The 20,870-nt window shown below is 70.1% G+C and carries 18 protein-coding genes; 17 read left to right on the top strand and 1 reads right to left on the bottom strand.

Features of this window, described 5'->3' with window-relative positions:
- The 17 genes from K7C98_RS34690 (at position 1) to glmM (ending at position 19,474) form a co-directional block, all read left to right on the top strand.
- Positions 1–402 carry a phage holin family protein gene (locus K7C98_RS34690; protein ID WP_224196135.1) on the top strand — a complete coding sequence of 134 codons (402 nt, stop codon included), beginning with the start codon at positions 1–3 and terminating at the stop codon, positions 400–402.
- A gap of 86 nt (positions 403–488) precedes the next feature.
- A complete protein-coding gene (gene purF, locus K7C98_RS34685) occupies positions 489–1,877 on the top strand; it encodes an amidophosphoribosyltransferase (protein WP_224196134.1) in 1,389 nt (462 codons plus the stop codon).
- 16 nt (positions 1,878–1,893) lie between these two features.
- Positions 1,894–3,043, top strand: a protein-coding gene (gene prfB, locus K7C98_RS34680) for a peptide chain release factor 2 (protein ID WP_224196133.1) whose coding sequence is annotated in 2 segments (ribosomal slippage) — positions 1,894–1,980 and positions 1,982–3,043 — 1,149 coding nt in all. Because the reading frame shifts where the segments join, the coding sequence is not laid out codon by codon here.
- Positions 3,040–5,094 carry an FtsX-like permease family protein gene (locus tag K7C98_RS45190; protein ID WP_224196132.1) on the top strand — a complete coding sequence of 685 codons (2,055 nt, stop codon included), beginning with the start codon at positions 3,040–3,042 and terminating at the stop codon, positions 5,092–5,094. The genes prfB and K7C98_RS45190 overlap by 4 nt, the downstream gene beginning before the upstream one ends.
- Positions 5,091–6,947 carry an ABC transporter permease gene (locus K7C98_RS34670; RefSeq protein WP_224196131.1) on the top strand — a complete coding sequence of 619 codons (1,857 nt, stop codon included), beginning with the start codon at positions 5,091–5,093 and terminating at the stop codon, positions 6,945–6,947. The genes K7C98_RS45190 and K7C98_RS34670 overlap by 4 nt, the downstream gene beginning before the upstream one ends.
- A gap of 163 nt (positions 6,948–7,110) precedes the next feature.
- The gene (locus K7C98_RS34665; RefSeq protein ID WP_224196210.1) at positions 7,111–7,812 is read left to right on the top strand and encodes an ABC transporter ATP-binding protein; all 702 of its coding nucleotides are present in this window, start codon (positions 7,111–7,113) and stop codon (positions 7,810–7,812) included.
- 44 nt (positions 7,813–7,856) lie between these two features.
- Positions 7,857–10,478, top strand: coding sequence for an outer membrane protein assembly factor BamA (gene bamA, locus K7C98_RS34660; RefSeq protein WP_224196130.1), 2,622 nt, complete (start codon positions 7,857–7,859; stop codon positions 10,476–10,478).
- A 210-nt stretch (positions 10,479–10,688) separates the two neighbouring features.
- Positions 10,689–11,201: an OmpH family outer membrane protein gene (locus K7C98_RS34655; RefSeq protein WP_224196129.1), complete on the top strand. Its 513-nt coding sequence runs from the start codon at positions 10,689–10,691 to the stop codon at positions 11,199–11,201.
- Between the two features lie 23 nt (positions 11,202–11,224).
- Positions 11,225–11,788 carry an OmpH family outer membrane protein gene (locus K7C98_RS34650; protein WP_224196128.1) on the top strand — a complete coding sequence of 188 codons (564 nt, stop codon included), beginning with the start codon at positions 11,225–11,227 and terminating at the stop codon, positions 11,786–11,788.
- Between the two features lie 136 nt (positions 11,789–11,924).
- Complete coding sequence (gene fabZ, locus K7C98_RS34645) at positions 11,925–12,383, top strand: 3-hydroxyacyl-ACP dehydratase FabZ (protein ID WP_224196127.1); 459 nt, start codon at positions 11,925–11,927, stop codon at positions 12,381–12,383.
- Positions 12,380–13,018, top strand: a complete 639-nt coding sequence (locus K7C98_RS34640) for a hypothetical protein (protein ID WP_224196126.1) — start codon at positions 12,380–12,382, stop codon at positions 13,016–13,018. Before fabZ ends, K7C98_RS34640 begins: the two co-directional genes overlap by 4 nt.
- Positions 13,019–13,383: 365 nt before the next feature.
- Complete coding sequence (locus K7C98_RS34635) at positions 13,384–13,563, top strand: hypothetical protein (protein ID WP_224196125.1); 180 nt, start codon at positions 13,384–13,386, stop codon at positions 13,561–13,563.
- 159 nt (positions 13,564–13,722) lie between these two features.
- Entirely contained in the window at positions 13,723–15,111 is a 1,389-nt protein-coding gene (locus tag K7C98_RS34630) for a sigma 54-interacting transcriptional regulator (protein WP_224196124.1), read from the top strand.
- Positions 15,112–15,132: 21 nt separating this feature from the next.
- Positions 15,133–16,113 carry a dihydropteroate synthase gene (gene folP / locus K7C98_RS34625; protein WP_224196123.1) on the top strand — a complete coding sequence of 327 codons (981 nt, stop codon included), beginning with the start codon at positions 15,133–15,135 and terminating at the stop codon, positions 16,111–16,113.
- Complete coding sequence (locus K7C98_RS34620) at positions 16,107–17,114, top strand: diadenylate cyclase (RefSeq protein WP_224196122.1); 1,008 nt, start codon at positions 16,107–16,109, stop codon at positions 17,112–17,114. Before folP ends, K7C98_RS34620 begins: the two co-directional genes overlap by 7 nt.
- Entirely contained in the window at positions 17,111–18,109 is a 999-nt protein-coding gene (locus tag K7C98_RS34615; protein WP_224196121.1) for a CdaR family protein, read from the top strand. The genes K7C98_RS34620 and K7C98_RS34615 overlap by 4 nt, the downstream gene beginning before the upstream one ends.
- Positions 18,110–18,118: 9 nt before the next feature.
- Positions 18,119–19,474 carry a phosphoglucosamine mutase gene (glmM, locus tag K7C98_RS34610; RefSeq protein WP_224196120.1) on the top strand — a complete coding sequence of 452 codons (1,356 nt, stop codon included), beginning with the start codon at positions 18,119–18,121 and terminating at the stop codon, positions 19,472–19,474.
- Positions 19,475–19,557: 83 nt separating this feature from the next.
- Here the strand turns inward: glmM and K7C98_RS34605 are convergent, their stop codons facing one another.
- On the bottom strand, positions 19,558–20,796 hold the full coding sequence (locus K7C98_RS34605) for a DUF1552 domain-containing protein (protein ID WP_224196119.1): 1,239 nt from the start codon (positions 20,794–20,796) through the stop codon (positions 19,558–19,560).
- Positions 20,797–20,870 lie beyond the last annotated feature (74 nt).

Raw genomic sequence — 20,870 nt, 5'->3', positions numbered from 1 at the left:
TTGCAAACCGGAGGCGGGCGGTTCACGCTGGCGGCGATGACGTCGCTCGTCGCTTCCTGCCTCGCGTTCACCTTCGGCCTGATCGTCTGCTCGGCGCTCCTGCCGGGGATGATGGTGCGTGACCTGTGGAGCGCCTTCAAAGCCGCCGTGATCTGCGGGCTCCTCAGCGCCGTGCTCGGCAAGGTGCTGTTCTTCCTGCTGTCGCTGGTGTTCTTCTTCCCGATCCTGATAAGCGGCCCGCTGGGCGCCTTTTTGGTCCAGGCCTTCGTCAACACGATCTTGCTCGTCATCACCGAGAACCTGGTCGACGGCGTCCGCTTCGTCGGCTGGCGCACGGCGCTGTGGGCGGCGATCGGCCTGACGTTGCTGCAGATGTTGGTCACGCGCGCGGTCGCCGGTTAGCGAGCAGCTGTCCGCGCGTCGGCTCACGGCTTCGGCGGCGCCGGCGCCCGGCCTCGCTGGTTGCGTGCTGCTACGCTTCGCGCGCCATGTGCGGCGTGTTCGGCATCTTCAATCACTCCGAGGCTGCGAACCTCACCTATCTGGGCCTGCACGCGCTGCAACACCGCGGGCAGGAGTCGGCGGGCATCGTCACCAGCCAGGAGGGCACGCTGCACGCGGTGCGCAAGATGGGGCACGTCGCCGACGTGTTCGTCAACGGCGCCTTCGCCCAGCTGCCCGGGCGCATCGCCGTCGGGCACGTCCGCTACACCACCTCGGGCGGCTCGCTGCCGAAGAACATCCAGCCGCTCACCGCCGAGTACCGCCACGGTTCGGTCGCCTTGGCCCACAACGGCAACCTCGTCAACGCCGAGCAGCTGCGCGAGGAGCTCGAGCAGGACGGCGCCATCTTCTCGAGCCAGAGCGACACCGAGGTCATCTTGCAGCTGCTCGCGCGCAGCCGCGAGGCGACCTTCGTCGAGCGCCTGTGCGACGCGCTCGGCCGGGTCCAGGGCGCCTACAGCCTCGTGCTCGTCACCGAGGACAAGCTGCTGGCCGTCCGCGACCCGCACGGCTTCCGCCCGCTGGTGCTCGGCCGCCTGCGCAACCACCCCGAGTGCTACGTCGTCGCGTCCGAGACCTGCGCTTTCGATCTGATCGAGGCCGACAAGGTCCGCGACATCGCCCCCGGCGAGATCCTCGTCATCGATCACAGCGGCCTGCGCAGCGTCCAGCTGCGCCGCGACAACCGCCGCTTCTGCGTGTTCGAGCACGTCTATTTCGCCCGCCCCGACAGCGTGCTCGACGACCTCGCGGTCTACGAGGCGCGCATCGCCATGGGCGAGCATCTGGCGCGCGAGGCCCCGGTCGAGGCCGACGTGGTCGTGCCCGTGCCCGACAGCGGCGTGGTCGCGGCGCTCGGGTTCGCCAAGGCCAGCAAGATCCCGTTCGAGATGGGGCTCATCCGCAACCACTACGTCGGCCGCACCTTCATCGAGCCCAAGGACTCGATCCGCCACTTCGGCGTCAAGCTCAAGCTGAACCCCGTGCCGCAGGTCTTGCGCGGCAAGCGGGTGGTGGTGGTCGACGACTCGCTGGTGCGCGGCACCACCTCGCGCAAGATCGTGAAGATGATCCGGGCCGCCGGCGCGAGCGAGGTGCACCTGCGGATCTCGTCGCCGCCGGTCATCAGCCCTTGCTACTACGGGATCGACACCCCGACGCGCTCCGAGCTGATCGCCGCGAGCCACACGCCCGACGAGATCGCCCGCTACCTCACGGCCGACTCGCTGGCGTACCTCACGGCCGAGGGCCTGATGAAGGCGGTGCGCGGCGATTCTGGTACAACTTACTGCGACGCGTGCTTCACCGGCCGCTACCCCCTCCGTTTCATCCCTCCGCCCGGGCGCCGTCAGCTCCGCCTGATCGAAGCCTGAGCACTGGTGCCGCATCATGAACGACGCAACGAGCATCCTCCCCGAGCACAACAAGGTCACCGAGCAGCTCGCCCGCCTGGCGCACCGCCTGAACGAGCTGCGGAGGCATCTTTGACTACGACGGCAAGCGTGAGAAGTTGGAGGAGCTCGACGCGCAGACCGCCGACCCGGCGTTCTGGGCCAACGCCGATCGCGCGCAGGACGTGCTGCGCGAGCAGTCGACGCTGAAGAAGGTCGTCGCCGACCTCGACGAGGCCAAGACCCGCTACGACGACGCGCAGACGCTGTACGAGCTCGGGCGCGAGGAGGGCGACGACGCCACCATCCGCGACGCCTGGTCGGCGCTCGAGTCGCTCGACGCGCGCGTCGGCAAGATGGAGTTCCGCCGCATGCTGTCGGGGCAGCACGACGAGAAGGGCGTGCTGCTCAGCATCAACGCCGGCGCCGGCGGGGTCGACAGCCAGGACTGGGCGCAGATGCTGATGCGCATGTACATGCGCTGGGCCGAGCGCCACGGCTTCAAGGTCGAGGTGCTCGACGTCCAGGACGCCGAGCAGGCCGGCATCCGCAGCGCCGAACTGGCCATCACCGGCGAGTTCGCCTACGGCTACCTGCGCTCGGAGATCGGCGTGCACCGGCTGGTCCGGATCTCGCCGTTCGACGCCAACGCGCGCCGTCAGACCAGCTTCGCCAGCGTCATGGCGCTGCCCGACCTCGGCGACGAGGACTTCGACATCGAGATCAACGAGGCCGACCTCGAGGTCGACACGTTCCGCTCGAGCGGCGCCGGCGGTCAGCACGTCAACAAGACCGACTCGGCGGTGCGCCTGCGCCACTTGCCGAGCGGCATCGTCGTCGCCTGCCAGGTCGAGCGCTCGCAGCACAAGAACAAGGCCACGGCGATGCGCATGCTGAAGGCCAAGCTGTGGGACCTCGAGCAGCAGCGCCGCGAGGCCGAGCGCGAGAGCCTGCAGGGCGAGCGCAAGAAGATCGAGTGGGGCAGCCAGATCCGCTCGTACGTGCTGCAGCCGTACCAGCAGGTCAACGACCACCGCACCGAGCTCAAGAGCTCGGCCGTGCACTCCGTCCTCGACGGCGACCTCGACGAGTTCATCGAGGCTTACCTCCTGCAACAGTCGCAGTCGTCCACGGAAGCGCCGTCGTGAGTCGCAACGCCGCCCGCCCCGCCGCGCCGCCGAGAGCGGAGGCTCCCCCGAGCCTCCACTGGCAGATCGCGTGGCGGCACCTGCGGGCCGGCGATCGCCCGCCGAGCTGGGCCTGGCCGGCCGTCGGCCTCGCCGTCTATCTCCTGATCGTCGGCGGCGGCTTCGTGCTGTACGCCCTCTACGGCTTCGCCCCGGTCGACCCCGGCCTGCCCGAGCGCGTCGCGCTCGACTCGAGCCTCGTCGGCCTCGGCTTCGACCCGACGCTGCACCTGCCGCCGCCGGCGCAGGCGTACTTCGGGGTCCTCGGCGCGATCACCCTGCTGCTCGGCGCGGGCCTCTTGCTCGGCGCCGTGCTGTCGCTGGTGTTCACGCTGCTGGCCACCGTCATCACCGTCAGCGTCATGCTCGGCTGCATGGCGCTGGTCGTCGTGCTCAGCCTGATGACCGGCCTCGAGCTCGAGCTGCGCGACAAGATCCTCGGCCAGCGCGCGCACATCCGCGTCAGCGCGGCCGACGGGCGCCCGTTCGCCGACTACCGCGACCTCGCCCACGCGATCGCCGACAAGCCCGGGATCCTCGGCGCCAGCCCCTACCTGCAGGGCGAGGTGATGGTCCGCAGCGGCTTCCAGCGCCAGGGCGGGATCCTCCTCGGCATCGACCCCGAGCTGCACCGCGGCGTGTCGAACCTGCCCGAGATCATGCGCGAGGGCGACTACGAGTTCCTCTCGCACCCCGAGCGGATCCCCGAGTCGGAGTTCGGCTTCGACATCACGCCGGTCGAGCCGCCGAAGAGCGACGAGCCGGACGCGGCCCCCGACGACAAGGGCGGCGGCGCCACGGGCCTGCCTTTTCCGACAGGTTCTGAAGACCATGTCCCCGAGGACACCCCGAGCCAGGCCGTCGACGACGACCCGGACGGCGGCTGGGAGGATCCCGAGGTCGAGATCCCCGCGCTGCGCAAGAAGGGCGTGATCCCTGCCGCCAAGCCGGCGGCCGAGGACAAGCCGATCACCGTCCCGACCTCGCCGGCCGCGGCGATCCCGACGATCCCGCGCAGCCCGTTCGGCGTCGCCGCCGGCGGTGACGAGGACGAGGGCTGGGAGGACCCGGAGGTCGAGATCGGCAAGCTGCGCGCGTCCGGCAAGCTGCCGCCGGCGGCGACGTCGAGCGAGGAGACGCCGCCGCCGCCGCCCGAGCCCGCGGTCGACGTCGACGCCGAGGAGCCGGGCTCGAGCGGCGCGCTGGTCGACGGCCTCTTGATCGGCAGCGAGAAGGCCAAGGAGCTGGCGGCCCGCACCGGCGACCAGGTCCAGCTGATCACCCCGATCGGGCGCATGACCCCCGCCGGCCGGATCCCCGGCGTCATGGCCGTGCGCGTCGCCGGGGTGTTCGACGCCGACCACTACGACTACGACCGCTGGCTCGTGTACGCCTCGCTGCCGGTGGCCCAGGCGTTCCTGCGCGCCGGCGACCGCGTCACCGGCCTCGAGATCAAGGTCGACGACATCGAGCAGCTCGACGTGCGCAAGCAGGCGGTCCAGGACGCGGTCGACGCCGCAGGGCGCAGCGACCTCATCGTCCAGGACTGGCAGGAGCTGAACCGCAGCCTGTTCTCGGCGATGGCGCTCGAGAAGATCGCCGTGTTCGTCGCGCTGCTGTGCGTGATCCTGGTCGCCTCGTTCGGGATCCTCGGCTCCAACCTCATGAGCGTGCTCGAGAAGTCGAAGGAGATCGCGATCCTCAAGACGATGGGCTGCACCGACGCGCTCATCCAGCGGATCTTCATCTCCGAGGGCCTGTGCCTCGGCATCCTCGGCGGGATCCTCGGCATCGCCACCGGCATCGGTCTGTGCGGCCTCCTCGACCGCTTCGGCCTGCCGCTCGGCGGCACGCTGCAGAGCTTCGAGCAGCTGCCCGTCTTCATCGACGCGTTCGAGGTCGTCCTGGTCGGCGTGTCGTCGCTCGTCATCGTCTGGCTGTCGAGCCTCTACCCGGCGCGGATCGCCTCGCGCATGCGTCCGGTCGATGCCCTCCGGCAGGCGGAGCGATGAGCCTGTCGCTGCGGGTCGCCTGGCGGCACCTGCGGGCGCGCCGGCCGGCGCGCTGGGCTCGCCCGCTCGGCGCCTGCGCGCTCGTCCTCGTGATCGCCGGCGCGGCCGCGGTGCTGTGGTCGCGCGGCCAGCCGGCCTCCGTCATCGACGACGAGATGCCGCTGCCGACGCTCGCTTACGTGCTCGGCAGCTTCGGCCTGTTCATCGGCCTGCTCGTGCTCAGCTTCGCCGCGACGATCCGCGGCTTCACGCTCCTCGTGGCGATCACCGGCTACTCGGTGGCCCAGGGCTGCGCCGCGCTGGTGTTGGTCCTGAGCCTGCTCGGCGGCCTCGAGGGCGACCTGCAGCGGCGCCTGCTCGGCCACCGCGCGCACCTGCGGATCTCGCCGCCGCCGGGCTCCGAGATCGTGACCCCCGAGCCGCTGGTGGCTCGCGTGGAGGCGGTGCCCGAGGTCGTCGGCGTCAGCCCCGAGCTCGCCGGCCCGATCATGATCCGCAGCGGCTTCGGCCGCGCCGGCGTCAACCTCGTCGGCGTCGACCCCGTCCTGCACGCGCGCGCCTCGGGCCTGCCCGGCGAGGTCGTCGAGGGCGACTACACCGCCTTCCTCGACCCGTCGCTGCTGCCGCAGCGCCCGTTCCCCACGCTGCCCGACGCGATCGAGCCCGAGCCCGAGCCCGGCGAAGCAAATGTCTCCACGGGCAGGGCCGAAGAGACAGGTCCGGAAGACCATGTCGATTCGCCGCCCGGCGACGACGGCGAGGACGACGGCGGCTGGGAGGATCCGGAGCAGGAGATCCCGCGGTTGCGCGCCGAGGGGAGCATCCCGCCCGCGCGCGCCCCGGTGGTGCCGCCGCCGCCGGTCGCCGACGACGAGGACGACGGCGGCGGCTGGGAGGATCCGGAGCAGGAGATCCCGCGGCTGCGCGCCGAGGGCAAGATCCCCGCCGCCCGGCCGCCCGTGATCGTCGAGGACGAGCCGCCGGCCGAAGGGCCCGCGGAGGCGGCCGAGCCCGAGAGTCCGGCGGCCGAGCTCGAGAGTCCGACGGCGGACGAGCCGCGGACGGTGCCGGTGCTGCTGGGCATCGAGCTGGCGGCCGAGCTCAGCGTCAGCGCCGGCGACCCGGTGCAGCTCATTACCCCGGAAGGCCGCATGACCCCCGCGGGGCTCGTGCCCGGCGTCCTGCAGGCCCGGGTCGCCGGCGTCTACGCCACCGGCGTCTACGACGACGATCGCGACTTCGCCTACGTCCCGCTGACCGACGCCCAGGCGTTCTTGCGGGCGCCGGGCGCGGTCACTTCGATCGCCGTCCGCCTCGGCGATCCCGAGGCGCTCGCCGCCGCCAAGGCCGCCGTCGTCGCCGTGGCCGGCCCGGAGCTCGTGGTCGAGGACTGGCGCCAGATCCACCGCGGTCTGTTCTCGGCGATGTTCCTCGAGAAGGTCGCTATGTTCGTCGCGCTGCTGTTCGTGATCCTCGTCGCTGCGTTCGGGATCCTCGCCACCAACATGATGAGCGTCATGGAGCGGTCGGCCGAGATCGCCATCCTGAAGGCCATGGGGGCCCGTGATCGCCTGATCGCCGGGATCTTCGCGCTCGAGGGAATAATCGTCGGCGGCGTCGGTTGTGTCGGTGGGATCGCCGCGGGTCTGGCCCTGTGCGTGTGGTTCGGCGAGCACGGCATCCCCCTGCGCAGCAGTGCGTTCACCCTCGAAGCGCTGCCGCTGCGCGTCGATCCGTGGGAGGTCGTGGTCGTCGCTGCCGCCGCGCTCGTGCTCGTGGGCCTGGCCAGCGTGCTCCCCGCGCGTGCCGCGGCGGCGCTGCGTCCTGTCGACGGCCTGCGGCGCGGCGAGTGACCCGCAAGCCGCATTGACAGGGGATTTCAGCGCGTCTAGGGTTGCGCCGGCAACGGCCCCCATGAGTGCGAGCGCTGATCGAGCTGTACGGCCTGAAACGGGCGGGAGCACGGGTTCTGGACCTGTGTCGTCCGGCGGGACGGCGCTCGTGCGCGTCGTCAACATGGTCAAGGAATTCACGCACGGCGCCCAGGTGCTGCAGGTGCTGCGTGGCGTCGACCTCACGCTCGAGCCGGGCGAGATGGTCACGATCATCGGCGCCTCGGGTGCGGGCAAGTCGACGCTGTTGCACTGCCTCGGCACGCTCGACCTGCCGACGCGGGGGAGCATCTTCTTCGGGTCGACCGACATCACGCGGCTGTCGCCGCCCGAGCTGGCGGCGTTCCGCAACCAGACGATCGGCTTCGTGTTCCAGTTCCACCACCTGCTGGCCGAGTTCACCGCGCTGGAGAACGCGATGATGCCGGCGCTGATCGGGCGGGTGGCGGTCAAGGAGGCGCGCGAGCGGGCAGGGGAGATGCTCGCGGCCGTCGGCCTGTCCCACCGCCTCAATCACCGGCCGGGCGAGCTGTCGGGCGGCGAGCAGCAGCGCGTCGCCATCGCCCGCGCGCTGGTGATGCAGCCGGCCCTGCTGCTGGCCGACGAGCCGACAGGCAACCTCGACACGCGGACCAGCGAAGAGGTGCACGACCTGCTCTTCCGCCTCAACGAGGAGCGGAAGATGACGCTGCTGATCGTCACCCACAACATGGAGCTGGCGTGGAAGGTCCCGCGCCGGATCCGCATGGAAGACGGACGTCTCGTCGACGATCAGCGCGGCCCGGGCCGCGCCGGCGACGAGCGGAGCGCCGCGAAGGTCCAGTGACGGAGCGTCGTCCTCACAGCTCCGCCCGCGGAGTCGTCCTCCCCGTGCCCCTCGCCCGCCGCGACGTCTCGCCGCTGGTGCGCGCCCTGGCGTCGCTGGCCTGCGCGCTGGTCTGTCTGTTCGGACAGGTCGCCGGCGCCCGCCCGAGCATGGCCGAGATCGGCATGGACATGTTCTTCCGCTCCGCCGCCGCCGGCGTGCCGCAGGAGCTGTACGGTCAGCCGATCGTCGACATCCGCTTCGAGGGCAACCGTCGCGTCGAGAGCGAGGCGATGATGCTCGAGCTCGAGAGCCACATCGACGCGGTCGTCAACCCGCGCAACCTGGCGACCGACATCAAGCGGCTGTGGGGCCTCGGCAAGTTCGACGACATCCGCATCGAGGGCGAGCTGACCCCCTCGGGCGTCGTCCTGACCTACATCGTCAAGGAGCGGCCGACGATCCGGAAGATCGTCGTCGAGGGCAACAGCAAGATCAAGCTCGACGACATCAACGAGCAGCTCGACCTCAAGCTCAACGCCATCCTCGACGTCGGCGCGGTGCGGGCCAACGTCGAGAAGGTCAAGCAGCTCTACGTCGAGAAGGGCTTCTTCCTGGCCGAGGTCACCTACGGCCTGCGCCCGGTCGAGGACGAGATCGGCAAGGTCGACATCCAGATCGTGATCAGCGAGGCGGCCGAGACGATCGTCCGCAAGATCACCTTCATCGGCAACCAAGCGTTCACCGACGACGAGCTGCGCAAGCACATGATCACGCGCGTCGGCGGCTACCTCAGCGTCGTCACGAAGAAGGCCGGCGGCGTCTTCAACAAGGAGGCGTTCGCCGGCGACTTCCAGATGTTGAAGCAGTTCTACACCGACAACGGCTACCTCGACGCCAACGTCAAGGACCCGGAGCTGAGCCTCAGCCCCGACCGTCGGTTCGTCTACGTCACCGTCCCGGTCGACGAGGGGCCGCAGTACCGCGTCGGCAAGATCCGCGCGAAGGAGGTCCTCGGGCGCGGCGAGAAGGCGCTCTACAACGAGAACATCCTGGCCGACTCGATCACCCCCGTCATCAAGGAGGGCGACGTCGCCTCGATGGGGAAGATCCAGACGATCATCCAGGACATCGAGCGCCGCTACAAGGACGCCGGCCACGCCTACGTCAACGTCATCCCCGACGGCCGCCAGGACCGCGAGAACCTCAAGCTCTACATGACGCTCGAGGTCGGCAAGGGCCCGCTCGTCTACATCGAGCGCATCAACATCAGCGGCAACGACAAGACCGCCGACAAGGTCATCCGCCGCGAGATGGCGCTGCGCGAGGGCGACCTCTACTCCGAGAGCGCCAAGGAGCAGTCCGAGTTCAACGCGATGCGGCTCGGCTACTTCAACCAGGTCACGATCTCGACCAGCAAGGGCAGCGCCGAGGACAAGATCGTCCTCAACGTCGAGGTGACCGAGCGCCTGACCGGCACGTTCCAGGTCGGCGCCGGCTTCAGCACGATCGAGAACTTCGTGCTGCAGGCGCAGATCCAGTACGACAACTTCCTCGGCCGCGGCACCACGGTGACCCTCGTGGCCCAGATGTCGAGCCTGCGGCGCCTGTTCAACCTGGCCTACATCACGCGCTACTTCCTCGACTCGCGCTGGAACTTCTCGTTCAACATCTTCAACTCGCGCAACGTGTTCCCCGGGTTCTCGCGCGAGAGCACCGGCGTGCGCCTGTCGTGGGGTTACCCGATCCCGCGCGTGCCCAACCTGATCCTCTTCGCCGGCTACTCGTTCGAGTACATCAAGGTCGGCTTCGGCAACTTCGGCTCGTTCGGCGGCGTCGGCGGCATCGGCGGCGCCGGCCTGTTCGGCGGCGGCGCCTACTCGACGCTCTACAGCGGCTCGGCGCTGATCTCGAACCTGTTCAACAACGGCATCACCTCGGCGATCACGGCCAGCCTCCGCTACGACACGACCGACAACTACCTGTTCCCGACCGAGGGCATGCGGCACGAGATCCGCGCCGAATTCGCCAACAAGTACTGGGGCTCGCAGAACCGCTTCAACCGCTACGACGCGAACTTCCGCTTCTACTTCCCGATCATCCGCAGCAAGCAGGCGTTCCGCGCCTGGCTGGTGTTCAAGACCCGCCTGCAGGTCGGCTTCATCCACAGCCCGCAGGACAAGGGCGTGCCGGTGTTCGAGCGCTACTTCCCCGGCGGTATCTTCGGCGACGGCGGTATCCGCGGCTACCGCCTGCGCAGCCTCGGCCCGGCGATCAAGGTGCTCGGCAGCTCCGACCCGACGGCCACGCTGATCCCGTACACGATCGGCGGCAACCTGCTCACCGCGCTCAACCTCGAGCTCGAGTTCATGATGGTCCCGCCCGCCAACATCAAGGGCGTGGTCTTCATGGACATCGGCAACGCCTACAACACCGAGCCGCTGTACTGCGTCGAGGCGAACCCGGTCGAGCAGCCGAAGAGCGACCCGTGCACGCTGCTGCGCCCCGGCGCGCCCGGCTTCCTCAAGTCGCTGCGCCGCTCGATCGGCTTCGGCTTCCGCTGGCAGTCGCCGATCGGTCCGCTGCGGTTCGAGTGGGGCTTCCCGCTCGACCGTCTGCCTCCGACCGAGTTCTATTACGGCGACGAGCCGGTGGTGTTCGAGTTCAACGTCGGCAACAGCTTCTGAAAGCCGCCGCCGGGCCCGTTTTCGGCGCTTACAGCGGCGAAAGGGGTGAGCTAGACCACACCTCGGCCGCCCGGCTAGGTCCGCAGACCGTATGAATGCGCCTGTGAGGCCGCGCGTCCGAGGCCAGCCCGGTTGCCCCCCTGCGCGGCCCCGGCTAAGGTCCCGCCCATTATGCCCTCTACCTCGCGTGTCCTCCTCCTCGTAGCGGCCATGACAGCCGGCGTTCTCGGCGCCTCCACGGTCGCCGCCGCGCCGGCTGCCACCGTCAACGCCCTCAAGCAGGTCGCCCTCGTCGACCTGCAGCGCTGCCTGCTGGAGACCACGCAGGGCACCAAGGGCAAGAAGGACCTCGAGTCGACGTTCGCGAAGGGCCAGTCGCAGCTCGACAAGAAGACCGAGGACCTCAAGAAGAAGTACGAGGACCTGATGGCGAAGCGGACGCTGCTCTCCGACGCAGAGATCGCCAAGCGCCAGCAAGAGCTCGTCGTCAAGGACCAGGAGCTGCAGCAGCTGTACGCCCAGCTCCAGGAGGACGTGGCGACGAAAGAGGCGCAGCTGACCGAGAAGATCTACAAGAACGTCGCGGCCATCGTGAAAGACATCGCAGCCGAGGAGAGTCTGCAGATCGTCCTGGTCCGTTCCCCGGCGACGGTCCTGTACGCCAACCCCAAGCTCGACATCACCAATCGCGTGATCGTCGCCTACGACAAGAAGCACAAGTGACTCACGTGAAGGATCGTTCCGCCATGCCTACCCCCCAGCGTCGTCTCGGTCGTCTGCTCTCCGCCGCCGCCGTCGCGCTCGCCTTCGCGGGCGGCGCCGGCCTCGCCCCCAGCTTCGTCACGCCCGCCCAGGCCACCATCCCGCAGGTCCGCGGCGTCGCCGTCGTCGACATGCAAAAGGTCCTCGCCGACACCAAGCAGGGCCAGGCCGCGCGCAAGAAGCTCGAGGACAGCTCCAAGGCCAAGCAGGAGAAGCTCGAGCAGAAGCGCAAGAAGCTCGAGGCCGACACCGGCAAGCTGAAGAACCTGCAAGGCGACAAGCTCGCCGCCGCGGAGGAGGCGCTGCAGAAGGAGTACATGGAGATGCAGCAGATCTACATGACCATGCAGCAGGAGCTCTCGCAGCAGGAGTCGCGTGTCCTCGAGGACATCTACAAGAACTGCCAGACGCTCATCGACAAGCTGGCCGCCGAGAAGAACGTCGACCTGGTGCTGATCCGCGACGACTCGACCGTGCTGTTCGTCGAGCCCGGCCTCGACATCACGACCGAGCTCGTCAAGCGCTACAACGCCAAGTACCCGTCCTAGGCCCGGCCGCCCCGGCCGCTCGCACGTCCCGGACTCGCGCACCACCCTGCGCGGCTCTGGGACGTTCGCGTGTCCGACCGGCGTCGCGCTCGCCCCGGCCCGGAGCCGGGCAGTCTGATAAGCTACGCGCCGACCGATGCTCCTCGACGCCGTCCAGATCCAGAAGATCCTCCCGCACCGGTACCCCTTCCTGTTCATCGACCGCGTGCTCGCGGCGACGCCGAACGAGTCGATCGTCGCGCAGAAGCTGGTGTCGGTCGGCGACCCGATCCTGCAAGGTCACTTCCCCGGCTTCCCGATCCTCCCGGGCGTGGTTCAGGTCGAGGCGATGGCGCAGGCCGCGGTGCTGCTCGCCAACCTGTCCGGCGTGTTCGACCCGGCGCTGCACAACTGCTTCTTCATGGGCATCCAGGAGGCCAAGTTCCGCGCGCCCGTGGTGCCCGGCGACGTGCTGACGATCGAGGTCAAGGCGCAACGACTGGGCCGGATCGGCAAATTCTCCGGCGAGACCCGCGTCGGCGAGCAAGTGAAGAGCTCGGGCGTGTTCACCGCGATCATCGAGGCCAAGCGCAGCGACGCCGGAGGCGCTGCGTGAAGATCCACGCGGTGTGCATGGCGCTGCTGCTCGCGTCCTGCGCACAGCGAGACGTCCGCGGCCTCGCGCGCGCCAGCGAGACCGCCGCCGGTGCGGTTCGTCGCGGCGATGCGAAGGCGCTGTCGAGTCACGTGCTCGTCGGCGCGCGCGCTCGCGTCGACTATGCGGCGATCCTCGGCGACAAGGCGACGCGCCAGCGCTGGGCCAGGACGCTGAAGAAGCCGGCGGAGATCCGCCCGCGTGCGGTCGTCTTCCTCGCGGCCGACTCGCCGATCGACGTCCGCTGGACGCCACGCGGCTGGGTGTTCGGCGAGGATCCCACTCTCGTGTACGACCAGTCGACGCCGCGCGCGGCGTTGCGGAGCCTGGTGCGGGCGAGCCTCCAGCGCCGCTGGGACGTGCTCCTCGGCCTCGCCCCCGAGCGCTACCGCCTCGGTCTGTCGGAGGACGATCTCCGCGCCGCCTGGACCGAGGGCGAGCATGCCGACGCCTTGCAGACGGCCCGCGATCGCCTCGCGGCCCGGCTGGGCGATCCCATCGTCGCGGACGCCCACGAGGCCGTGCTCGACCTGGGAAACGCCGAGGTCGCCCGACTCGAGCGAGAAGGCTCTCGCTGGGTCGTGGTCGACTTCTGAGTTTGTCGCCGGAGGCGCGGACCGGCAAGGTCGTGCGCGCCGCCTGGGCTCAATTCGCCCGTCGTATGCCGGGCGCCGGTGTACGCCTCGCGCACACTGTCCCGGCGCCAAACGGCGCGAAGACAATTCTTGCCAACAACCGTGGCCGCGTTAGTCTCAAACGTAAGGTGGCCAACCAAGAATTCAGGCGCTCCGAACCGGATGGTGGGCACATCAGGGTCGGAGCTGCGAGTCGAGCGAACCACGTCACTCGTGGGGAGGATAGGTACTCCCCGCAGGGTGGCGGTGCAAGCGCCGATCTCGTGAGCTTTGAGACAGACCGCCCGGTAGCGCGTCCCGAATTCTGGCGAAAAAGGCAGGTGTTCATGCGACCAGCCCTCGAGAAGCAGAAGCAGGTCCCGAGCAAGAAGATCCCGGGCAAGCGGACTCCGACGCTGCAGATCGAGCTCGAACTGCCGCGCGTGCCCGCGGACGAGCTCGACGAGCGGGCTCCGCTGCCCGAGCCCTCGGAGCGCGGGGTGGCCATCGTCGACTTCTACGTCTGAGGAGTTTTTCGCGCGAGGTTCGGGGTGCTTCGGGGCCGAGGCACCCCGATTTTTTTTGTCTGCGGCCGAGCGACCTCAACGCTGTCAATCTTCGCCAAACGCTCTGTACCGGCCGTTGTGTGCTTCCCGCAGGAGGAGGCCCCTGGTAGCGTGGAGGACATGGCGCACGAGATCGAAGCAGCGGTGGATTCGACGGTGGTCCAGGACGATGCCGAGCCCATGCGGCACTCCGGTTTTCGGCTGGTCGTCCTGAACGGCGAGCTCCGCGGCCGTGAGATTGATGTCACCCAGGATGTCGTCCAGCTCGGCAAGTCACGCCAGTGCGACGTGGTCCTCCCCGACGAGTCGGTGAGCCGGATCCACGCCGAGATCCGGCGACAGGGCGACAGCTATCGCGTCCTGGATCAACAGTCGACGAACGGCATGTTCATCGGTGGTGTGCGGGTCAGCGACGGGTTCCTGCGACCGGGCGATGTCCTCGGACTCGGCAAGGTCCAGGTCCGATTCATGCCGCGTGACTCGCGTGTCGAGCTTCTCCCTAGCGAGGCCGACAGCTTCGGTCCGGTCTGCGGACGCAGCCTTGCGATGCGCAAGATCTTCGGCGTCCTCGAACGCGTCGCAGGCGCCGAGGCGACCATTCTCCTCGACGGCGAGACCGGCACCGGCAAGGCTCTGCTGGCTCGGGCTATCCACGATATCTCCCCGCGGCGCGATGGCCCCTTCGTGGTCGTCGACTGCGGTGGCACGGCCGCGGCACAGCTGGAGGTCGAGCTGTTCGGCCACGAGGACCGACGCGGCGCGTTCGAGCTCGCCCACGGCGGCACGCTGGTGTTCGACGACATCGGCGAGCTGCCCGCCGACCTCCAGCCGAAGCTCACCCGCGCCCTCGAGAACGGGAAGGTGCGGCGCCACGGGGTGACCGAGGAGCTCGAGGTCGACATCCGCGTGCTGGCGACCGCGAGCCGCGGGCTGCGGGAGCAGGTCAAGTCGGGCGAGTTCCGCGAGGATCTGTACTTCCTGCTCGCCGTCGTCCACATCGAAGTGCCGGCGCTGCGCGACCGTCGCGAGGACATCCCGATGCTCATCGACCAGTTCTCGCGCCGCCTGCCGCCGGGCATGTGGCGCGCGCCTGGCCCCGAGGCCATGGCTCGCCTGGTCGGCTACGACTGGCCCGGCAACGTCCGCGAGCTCCGCAACGTCGTCGAGCGCTCGGCCTACCTCTCGCCCGACGGCGTCATCGACCTCATCACCACGGGCAACCTCGGGCGCGCCGGGCGCGAGCAGCAGGTCGCGTTCGACCCGACGCTGACGTTCCGCGAGCAGAAGGAACGCGCGGTCGAGCTGTTCGAGGAGACGTACCTGAACTGGCTGCTCCAGCGGGCCGAGGGCAACATCTCGCGGGCCGCCCGCGAGGCCGATATGGACCGCAAGTACCTGCACAAGCTGCTGCGCCGCTACGGGATCGACGCCAAGCAATTCGCGGCCGGGCGCAGCGGGGCGGCTGGCGGGCACAGCGACAACAGCGACCCGGGCGTGTCATTGGCGTGATGGCGCGCTACCATGGCGGCGATGTCCTTCGCCGCCGACCGCGCCTTCGCCCGTGACGACGGCGCGCGGCCCGAGCCCGCGCCGGCGCCCGCGTGGGTGCACGCCCGCGGTGCGCTCGACGTGAATGCACCGCGGGTGATGGCGATCGTCAACGTCACGCCGGACAGCTTCTTCGACGGCGGCAACCTGCTCGCGCCCGAGACCGACGACGCGAGCGTCAGCGTGGCCGCCAGGCTTTGTCGCACGTATCGCCAGCAGGGCGCCGATGTCCTCGACGTCGGCGGCGAGTCGACGCGACCGGGCGCGACCGCGGTGGCGCCCGACGTCGAGCTGCGCCGCGTGCTGCCGGTGATCCGCGGCCTCGTCGCCGATCCGGAGCTGGCGGGCGCGCCGATCAGCGTCGACACGCGCCGCGCGACAGTCGCTGCCGCAGCGATGGCGGCCGGCGCGGCGATCATCAACGACGTCAGCGGGCTCGCCGATCCCGAGATGGCGCGCGTCGCCGCCGACACCGGCGCGGGCCTCGTGATCGGCCACCTCCGCGGCGAGCCGGCGACGATGATGCACGACATCCGCTTCGAGCGGGTGCTGCCCGAGATCGCGGCGGAGCTCGGCCGCGCGGTCGAGCTGGCGCTGCGCGCCGGCGTGGCCGCCGATCGGATCGCCGTCGACCCCGGCATCGGCTTCGGCAAGACGGCCGAGCACAGCGCGGCGCTCGTCGGCGCGGCCGACTACCTGATGCGAGAGACAGGTTGCCCCGTGGTCATCGGCGCCAGTCGCAAGGCGTTCCTCGGCGTCCTCGGCGGCAAGCCGCGGCCCGTCGAGGAGCGCCTGATCGGTAGCGTCACCGCGGCGGTGATGGCGGCGCTCGGCGGCGCGGCGATCGTGCGCGTGCACGACGTGGCGCCCACGGCCGAGGCGCTGCGGGTCGCGTGGGCGATCCGCCGGGCGTCGACCGCGGCCCGCCGCGAGGCGGAGGAGGTCGAGCGAGCGCGATGGTGACGCCGCGGGACTTCATCGAGGCGCTCACGTGGCGCGACGGGCTCGACTTCGGGATCCTGCTGATCCTGGTCTACGCCGCGCTGCGCCTGCTCCAGGGCACGCGGGCGGTGCCGGTGCTGCTGTCGGTCGCGGTGTTCGGCGGCGTCGCGGCGGCCGCGAGCGCGCTCGACATGGTCGCGGTCGCGGCGCTGGTCCGCTACTTCCTCGAGTACGTCATCATCATCCTCATCGTCGTGTTCCACCAGGAGCTGCGGCGGATCCTGCTGCACATGGGCCAGCGCCTCCTGCCGCAGGGCCACCGCGACGCGGCCCGCAGCGCCGTCAGCGAGCTGGTGGTGGCGGTCGAGCGGCTCAGCCGCGCCCGCCTCGGCGCGCTGTTCATCCTGCAGGGCGAGATCGACGTGCTCGACGTCGTCAGCGACCGCGGCCGCGAGATCGACGCCTCGTTGCACGCGGACACCCTGGTCGCGCTCCTCATCCCGTACTCGATCAACCTCACGCACGACGGCGCCGTGCTGATCCAGAACCTGCGGATCGCCCGCGCCGGCGTGATCTGCCCGCTCACCCAGCGCGACCGGCTCGACCCGGCGTTCGGCACCCGTCACCGCGGCGCCATCGGCGTCAGCGAGGAGAGCGACGCGCTGGTCATCGTGCTCAGCGAGGAGCGCGGCGAGATCCGCATGGTCCACCGCGGCGCCATCTCCGACCCGCTGACGCCCGAGCAGCTCGAGGCCCGGATCTCCCGCTGGCTCGAGCAACCGCGGGCCGAGGCGTCGCGCCAGGCGCCGCCGAGCGAGAGCCTCGCGGTCGCCAAGGGCGCGGCGCGCAGCTACATGGACCTGCGCAAGGCCAGCGAGAGCGCGTCCGACATGACGGCGGTGCGGCGGCGCGGCAAGGAGGGGGCGGCGCCGGCCGACGAGAAGTGGAACGACAACGACTTCCTCCACTCGCCGTCGGTCACCGACTTCACGCCGCTGTCGCGCAAGGGAGGTGAGGGGTGACGCGCGCGCTGCGGTGGCTCTACGGGGCGCTGTTCAACCACCTGCTCACCAAGCTGACGGCGCTGCTCATCGCCAGCGGGTTCTTCATCTTCACCCGCGACGACGTCACGCGGCGCTTCACGATCCCGCTCAAGGTCAACACCGACCCGCGGCGCGTGCTGATGACGAAGCTGCCGGAGACGGTGACGGTCGAGCTGCACGGCTCGTGGGCGCGGATGAACCGCCTGTCGGGCCACGACCTCGGCAGCGCCCAGCTCGACCTCGCGGGCGCGCGGCCGGGGCCGCTCGAGCTCGACCCGGCGACCATCGTGATGCCGCCCGGGGTGATCTTCCGCGGCATGGACTACGAGAAGGTCGACCTCCGCTTCGACCCGGTGATCGAGCGCGCGGTGCTGATCAGCGCCGCGGTGCGCGGGCTGGTCCACCCCGACTACGAGCACACCGGGACGCGCGTCGACCCGCCGCGCTGGCGCGTCCACGGCGGCAGCAAGATCGTCGGCGAGCTGGCCAACCTCAACACCGATCCGATCGATGTCAGCGGCGCCACGGCGGACGTCGAGATGGTGGTCGGGCTCGGCCAGCTGCGCGAGGGCGCGGAGTACACGGGCGTGGCCCCGGGCGAGGTGCCGAAGGTCACCGTGTCGGTGGCGATCCGGCCCAAGGTCAGCGAGCGCCGCTACGAGGTCCCGCTGACCTGGCCCGTCGACCAGGAACCGCCGTACGGCGCGCCGCTCAAGGTCGCGGCGGTGGTGCGCGGGCCGGTGCCGTCGCTGCGCCAGATCGACGCGATCCCGAGCGCGGTGGTCTCGACCGTGCAGCTGCAAAAGCCGCAGGAGGACGCGCCGTCCGGGGCGGTGCAGGTCGATCTGAGCCTGTCCGAGGCCGTCCCGCCGGCGCTGCGGGCCAACCTGACCTTGGAGCCAGCTCAGGAGCGCATCATCCTGCCGCCGCCGCCCGCCGAAAAGCCGCTGGACGGCGCCAGTCGCGGCCACTAATAAGGGCGCATGGCGAACGAGCGTCGGTTGTTCGGCACCGACGGGATCCGCGGACCCGCGGGTGTCCCGCCGATGACCCCTGATGTCGCGTTGCGGCTGGGCATGGCCGTCGCGGCGCACTTCGGTCGACGCGGCAGCGTCGTCATCGGCAAGGACACGCGGCTGTCCGGCTACATGTTCGAGACGGCGCTGGCGGCCGGCGTGTGCGCGATGGGGGCCGAGGTGCTGCTCGTCGGGCCGCTGCCGACCCCGGGCATCGCCTACATCACCCGCTCGATGCGCGCCGACGCCGGCGTCGTGATCTCCGCCAGTCACAACCCGTTCGCCGACAACGGCATCAAGCTGTTCGCGGCCGACGGCTTCAAGCTGCCCGACGACGTCGAGGCGCACCTCGAGCAGCTGATGCAGCCGGGCGCGCTCGACGAACGGGTCGCGCGCGGGCGCGACATCGGCAAGGCGGCGCGCATCGACGACGCGGCCGGCCGCTACCTGACGCACCTCAAGCACAGCTTCCCGTCGTCGCTCGAGCTCGACGGTCTCAAGATCGTCGTCGACTGCGCCCACGGGGCCGCCTACAAGGTCGCGCCCACGGTCCTGCGCGAGCTCGGCGCGACGGTGATCGCGATCGGCGCCGGCCCCGACGGCGTCAACATCAACGACGCCTGCGGCGCGGTGCACCCGCAGGCGATGTGCCGCGCGGTGGTCGAGCACGGGGCCGACCTCGGCATCGCGCTCGACGGCGACGCCGACCGCGTGGTCTTCAGCGACGCGCGCGGCGCGGTCGTCGACGGCGACGCGATCCTGGCGATCTGCGCGCTCGACATGCACGCGCGCCAGGCCCTGCGCGGGGCCGCGGTGGTGGCGACGGTGATGTCGAACATGGGCCTGGCGCGCTGCCTCGCCGGCCACGGGATCGGCGTCGTGCGCACCCCGGTCGGCGATCGCTACGTGGTCGAGGCGATGGTCCAGGGCGCCTACAACCTCGGCGGCGAGCAGTCGGGCCACGTCGTCTTCCTCGATCACGGGACCACCGGCGACGGCATGGTGGCCGCGCTGCAGGTGCTGGCGATCATGCGGCGCAGCGGCCGCGCGCTGGCCGACCTCGCGTCGGTGATGACGCGCTACCCGCAGCTGCTGCGCGCGATCCCGGTCGCGCGCAAGGTCCCGCTCGACCTCCTGCCGCAGCTCGGCGCCGCCGTGCGCGCGGCCGAGGCCGAGCTCGGCGACGACGGCCGCGTGCTGGTCCGCTACTCCGGCACCGAGGCCAGCCTGCGCGTCATGCTCGAGGGCCCCGACCACGCCCGCCTCGAGGAGCTGGCCGGACAGATCGGCAACGTCGCGCGGCGCGAGCTCGCCGAGCCGTAGCTGTCTGCGGGGGCATGTTCAAAGGAGCATGCCCACGAGGGCATGCTCCTTCGAGCATGTTCAAAAGTACACGCTCGGAGCGCTCACACCTTGAGGTTCGGCAGCGCGCCGGTGCCGTCGTCGCCGAAGCCGGCCATGGGCACGTCGAACATCTCGGCGATCGAGACGAACAGGTTGGCGAGGGGCGGGTTGTCGCCGTACTTCACGTGGCGTCCGGGCGTCAGCTGGCCCTGGGCGCGGCCCGCCAGCAGCACCGGCAGGTTGGTGTGGTTGTGGGCGTTGCCGTCGCTGATCTCGGACGACAGGAACACCACGCAGTTGTCGAGCAGCGTGCCGTCGCCCTCGGGGGAGGTCTTGAGCTTCTGCAGCAGCTTGGCGAACTGGACCATCTCCCAGCGATCGATGATCTCGAGCTTGGCGAAGTTGTCCGGGTTGTCCATGTGGTGCGAGATCTCGTGGTGCGCCCCCTGGGCGCCGATGAACGAGTAGTCGCGGTAGCTGCCGGCGTTCTCGAGCATGAACGTGATGATGCGGGTCTGGTCGCACTGGAAGGCCAGCACCATCAGCTCGGTCATGAGGTCGACGTGGGTGGTGAAGTCGGGGTAGGCGCCCGAGAACATCGCCGGCAGCGAGCACACCGCCTCGGTGTTCTCGGCGGTGAGGCGCTTCTCGAGGTCGCGCAGGCCGGTGAGGTACTGGTCGAGCTTGTCGCGGTCGGTCTTGCCGAGCTTGGTCTGCAGCGACTCGACCTGGCCGGTGGCGTAGTCGATGACGCTGATCCGGTTGGCGCGCCGCTTGGCCTGCTCCTCGGCGGTCGCCTCGGGGTCGAAGCCGGAGAACAGCAGGTCGAAGATGACCTGCGGGTCGTACAGCTTGGGCAGCGGGGTCTTGGCGTCGGCCCACGAGATGTTGCTGGTGTAGGCGCAGCTGTAGCCGCTGTCGCAGTTGCCCATGGTCGCGCCGTTGGCGGTGCCGAACTGCAGCGAGCGGTGCGGCGTGGCGTCGCCGATCGCGTTGGCGATCACCTGGTCGATCGAGATGTCGTTGTTGATGTCGGTCTCGGACTTGGTGACGTGCGTGCAGGTGAGGAACGCCGACGTGCCGCCGGCGTGGTCGCCCGGGCCTTCTGGCTTTGCGGGCAGGTTCTGCAGGCCGGTCAGGACCAGGATGTCGCCCTTGAGGTCGACCATCGCCTGCGGGTCGACGAGCGGCGAGAGGATCGGCGTGATCTCGAAGCCCGGGCCCTCGGTCGCGGGCGTGTACGACTGCATGTGGATCCCGTTGGGGAGGTAGTAGAAGAGGGCGCGCAGCGGCGGGCCCATGGGCTCCTCCGCGCGAGCCCGCCGTCCGGCGGGCGCCATGGCCTCGAGCCAGGGCAGGGCGATCAGGGCACCGG

The organism is Nannocystis pusilla, assembly GCF_020073745.1.
Taxonomy (GTDB): Bacteria; Myxococcota_A; Polyangia; order Nannocystales; family Nannocystaceae; genus Nannocystis; species Nannocystis radixulma.
Note: the sequence above shows the minus strand (reverse complement) of the source record. Positions and strands in the feature narration are given on the sequence as shown.

Bases quoted from the DNA above. Each gene is read 5' to 3' on its own strand.
- K7C98_RS34650 (WP_224196128.1), top strand. From the start codon at position 11,225: ATGCCTACCCCCCAGCGTCGTCTCGGTCGTCTGCTCTCCGCCGCCGCC.
- glmM (WP_224196120.1), top strand. From the start codon at position 18,119: ATGGCGAACGAGCGTCGGTTGTTCGGCACCGACGGGATCCGCGGACCC.
- K7C98_RS34635 (WP_224196125.1), top strand. From the start codon at position 13,384: ATGCGACCAGCCCTCGAGAAGCAGAAGCAGGTCCCGAGCAAGAAGATC.
- K7C98_RS34655 (WP_224196129.1), top strand. From the start codon at position 10,689: ATGACAGCCGGCGTTCTCGGCGCCTCCACGGTCGCCGCCGCGCCGGCT.
- K7C98_RS34605 (WP_224196119.1), bottom strand. From the start codon at position 20,796: ATGGGCCCGCCGCTGCGCGCCCTCTTCTACTACCTCCCCAACGGGATC.
- fabZ (WP_224196127.1), top strand. From the start codon at position 11,925: ATGCTCCTCGACGCCGTCCAGATCCAGAAGATCCTCCCGCACCGGTAC.
- K7C98_RS34630 (WP_224196124.1), top strand. From the start codon at position 13,723: ATGGCGCACGAGATCGAAGCAGCGGTGGATTCGACGGTGGTCCAGGAC.
- K7C98_RS34665 (WP_224196210.1), top strand. From the start codon at position 7,111: ATGGTCAAGGAATTCACGCACGGCGCCCAGGTGCTGCAGGTGCTGCGT.
- purF (WP_224196134.1), top strand. From the start codon at position 489: ATGTGCGGCGTGTTCGGCATCTTCAATCACTCCGAGGCTGCGAACCTC.
- folP (WP_224196123.1), top strand. From the start codon at position 15,133: ATGTCCTTCGCCGCCGACCGCGCCTTCGCCCGTGACGACGGCGCGCGG.
- K7C98_RS34620 (WP_224196122.1), top strand. From the start codon at position 16,107: ATGGTGACGCCGCGGGACTTCATCGAGGCGCTCACGTGGCGCGACGGG.
- K7C98_RS34670 (WP_224196131.1), top strand. From the start codon at position 5,091: ATGAGCCTGTCGCTGCGGGTCGCCTGGCGGCACCTGCGGGCGCGCCGG.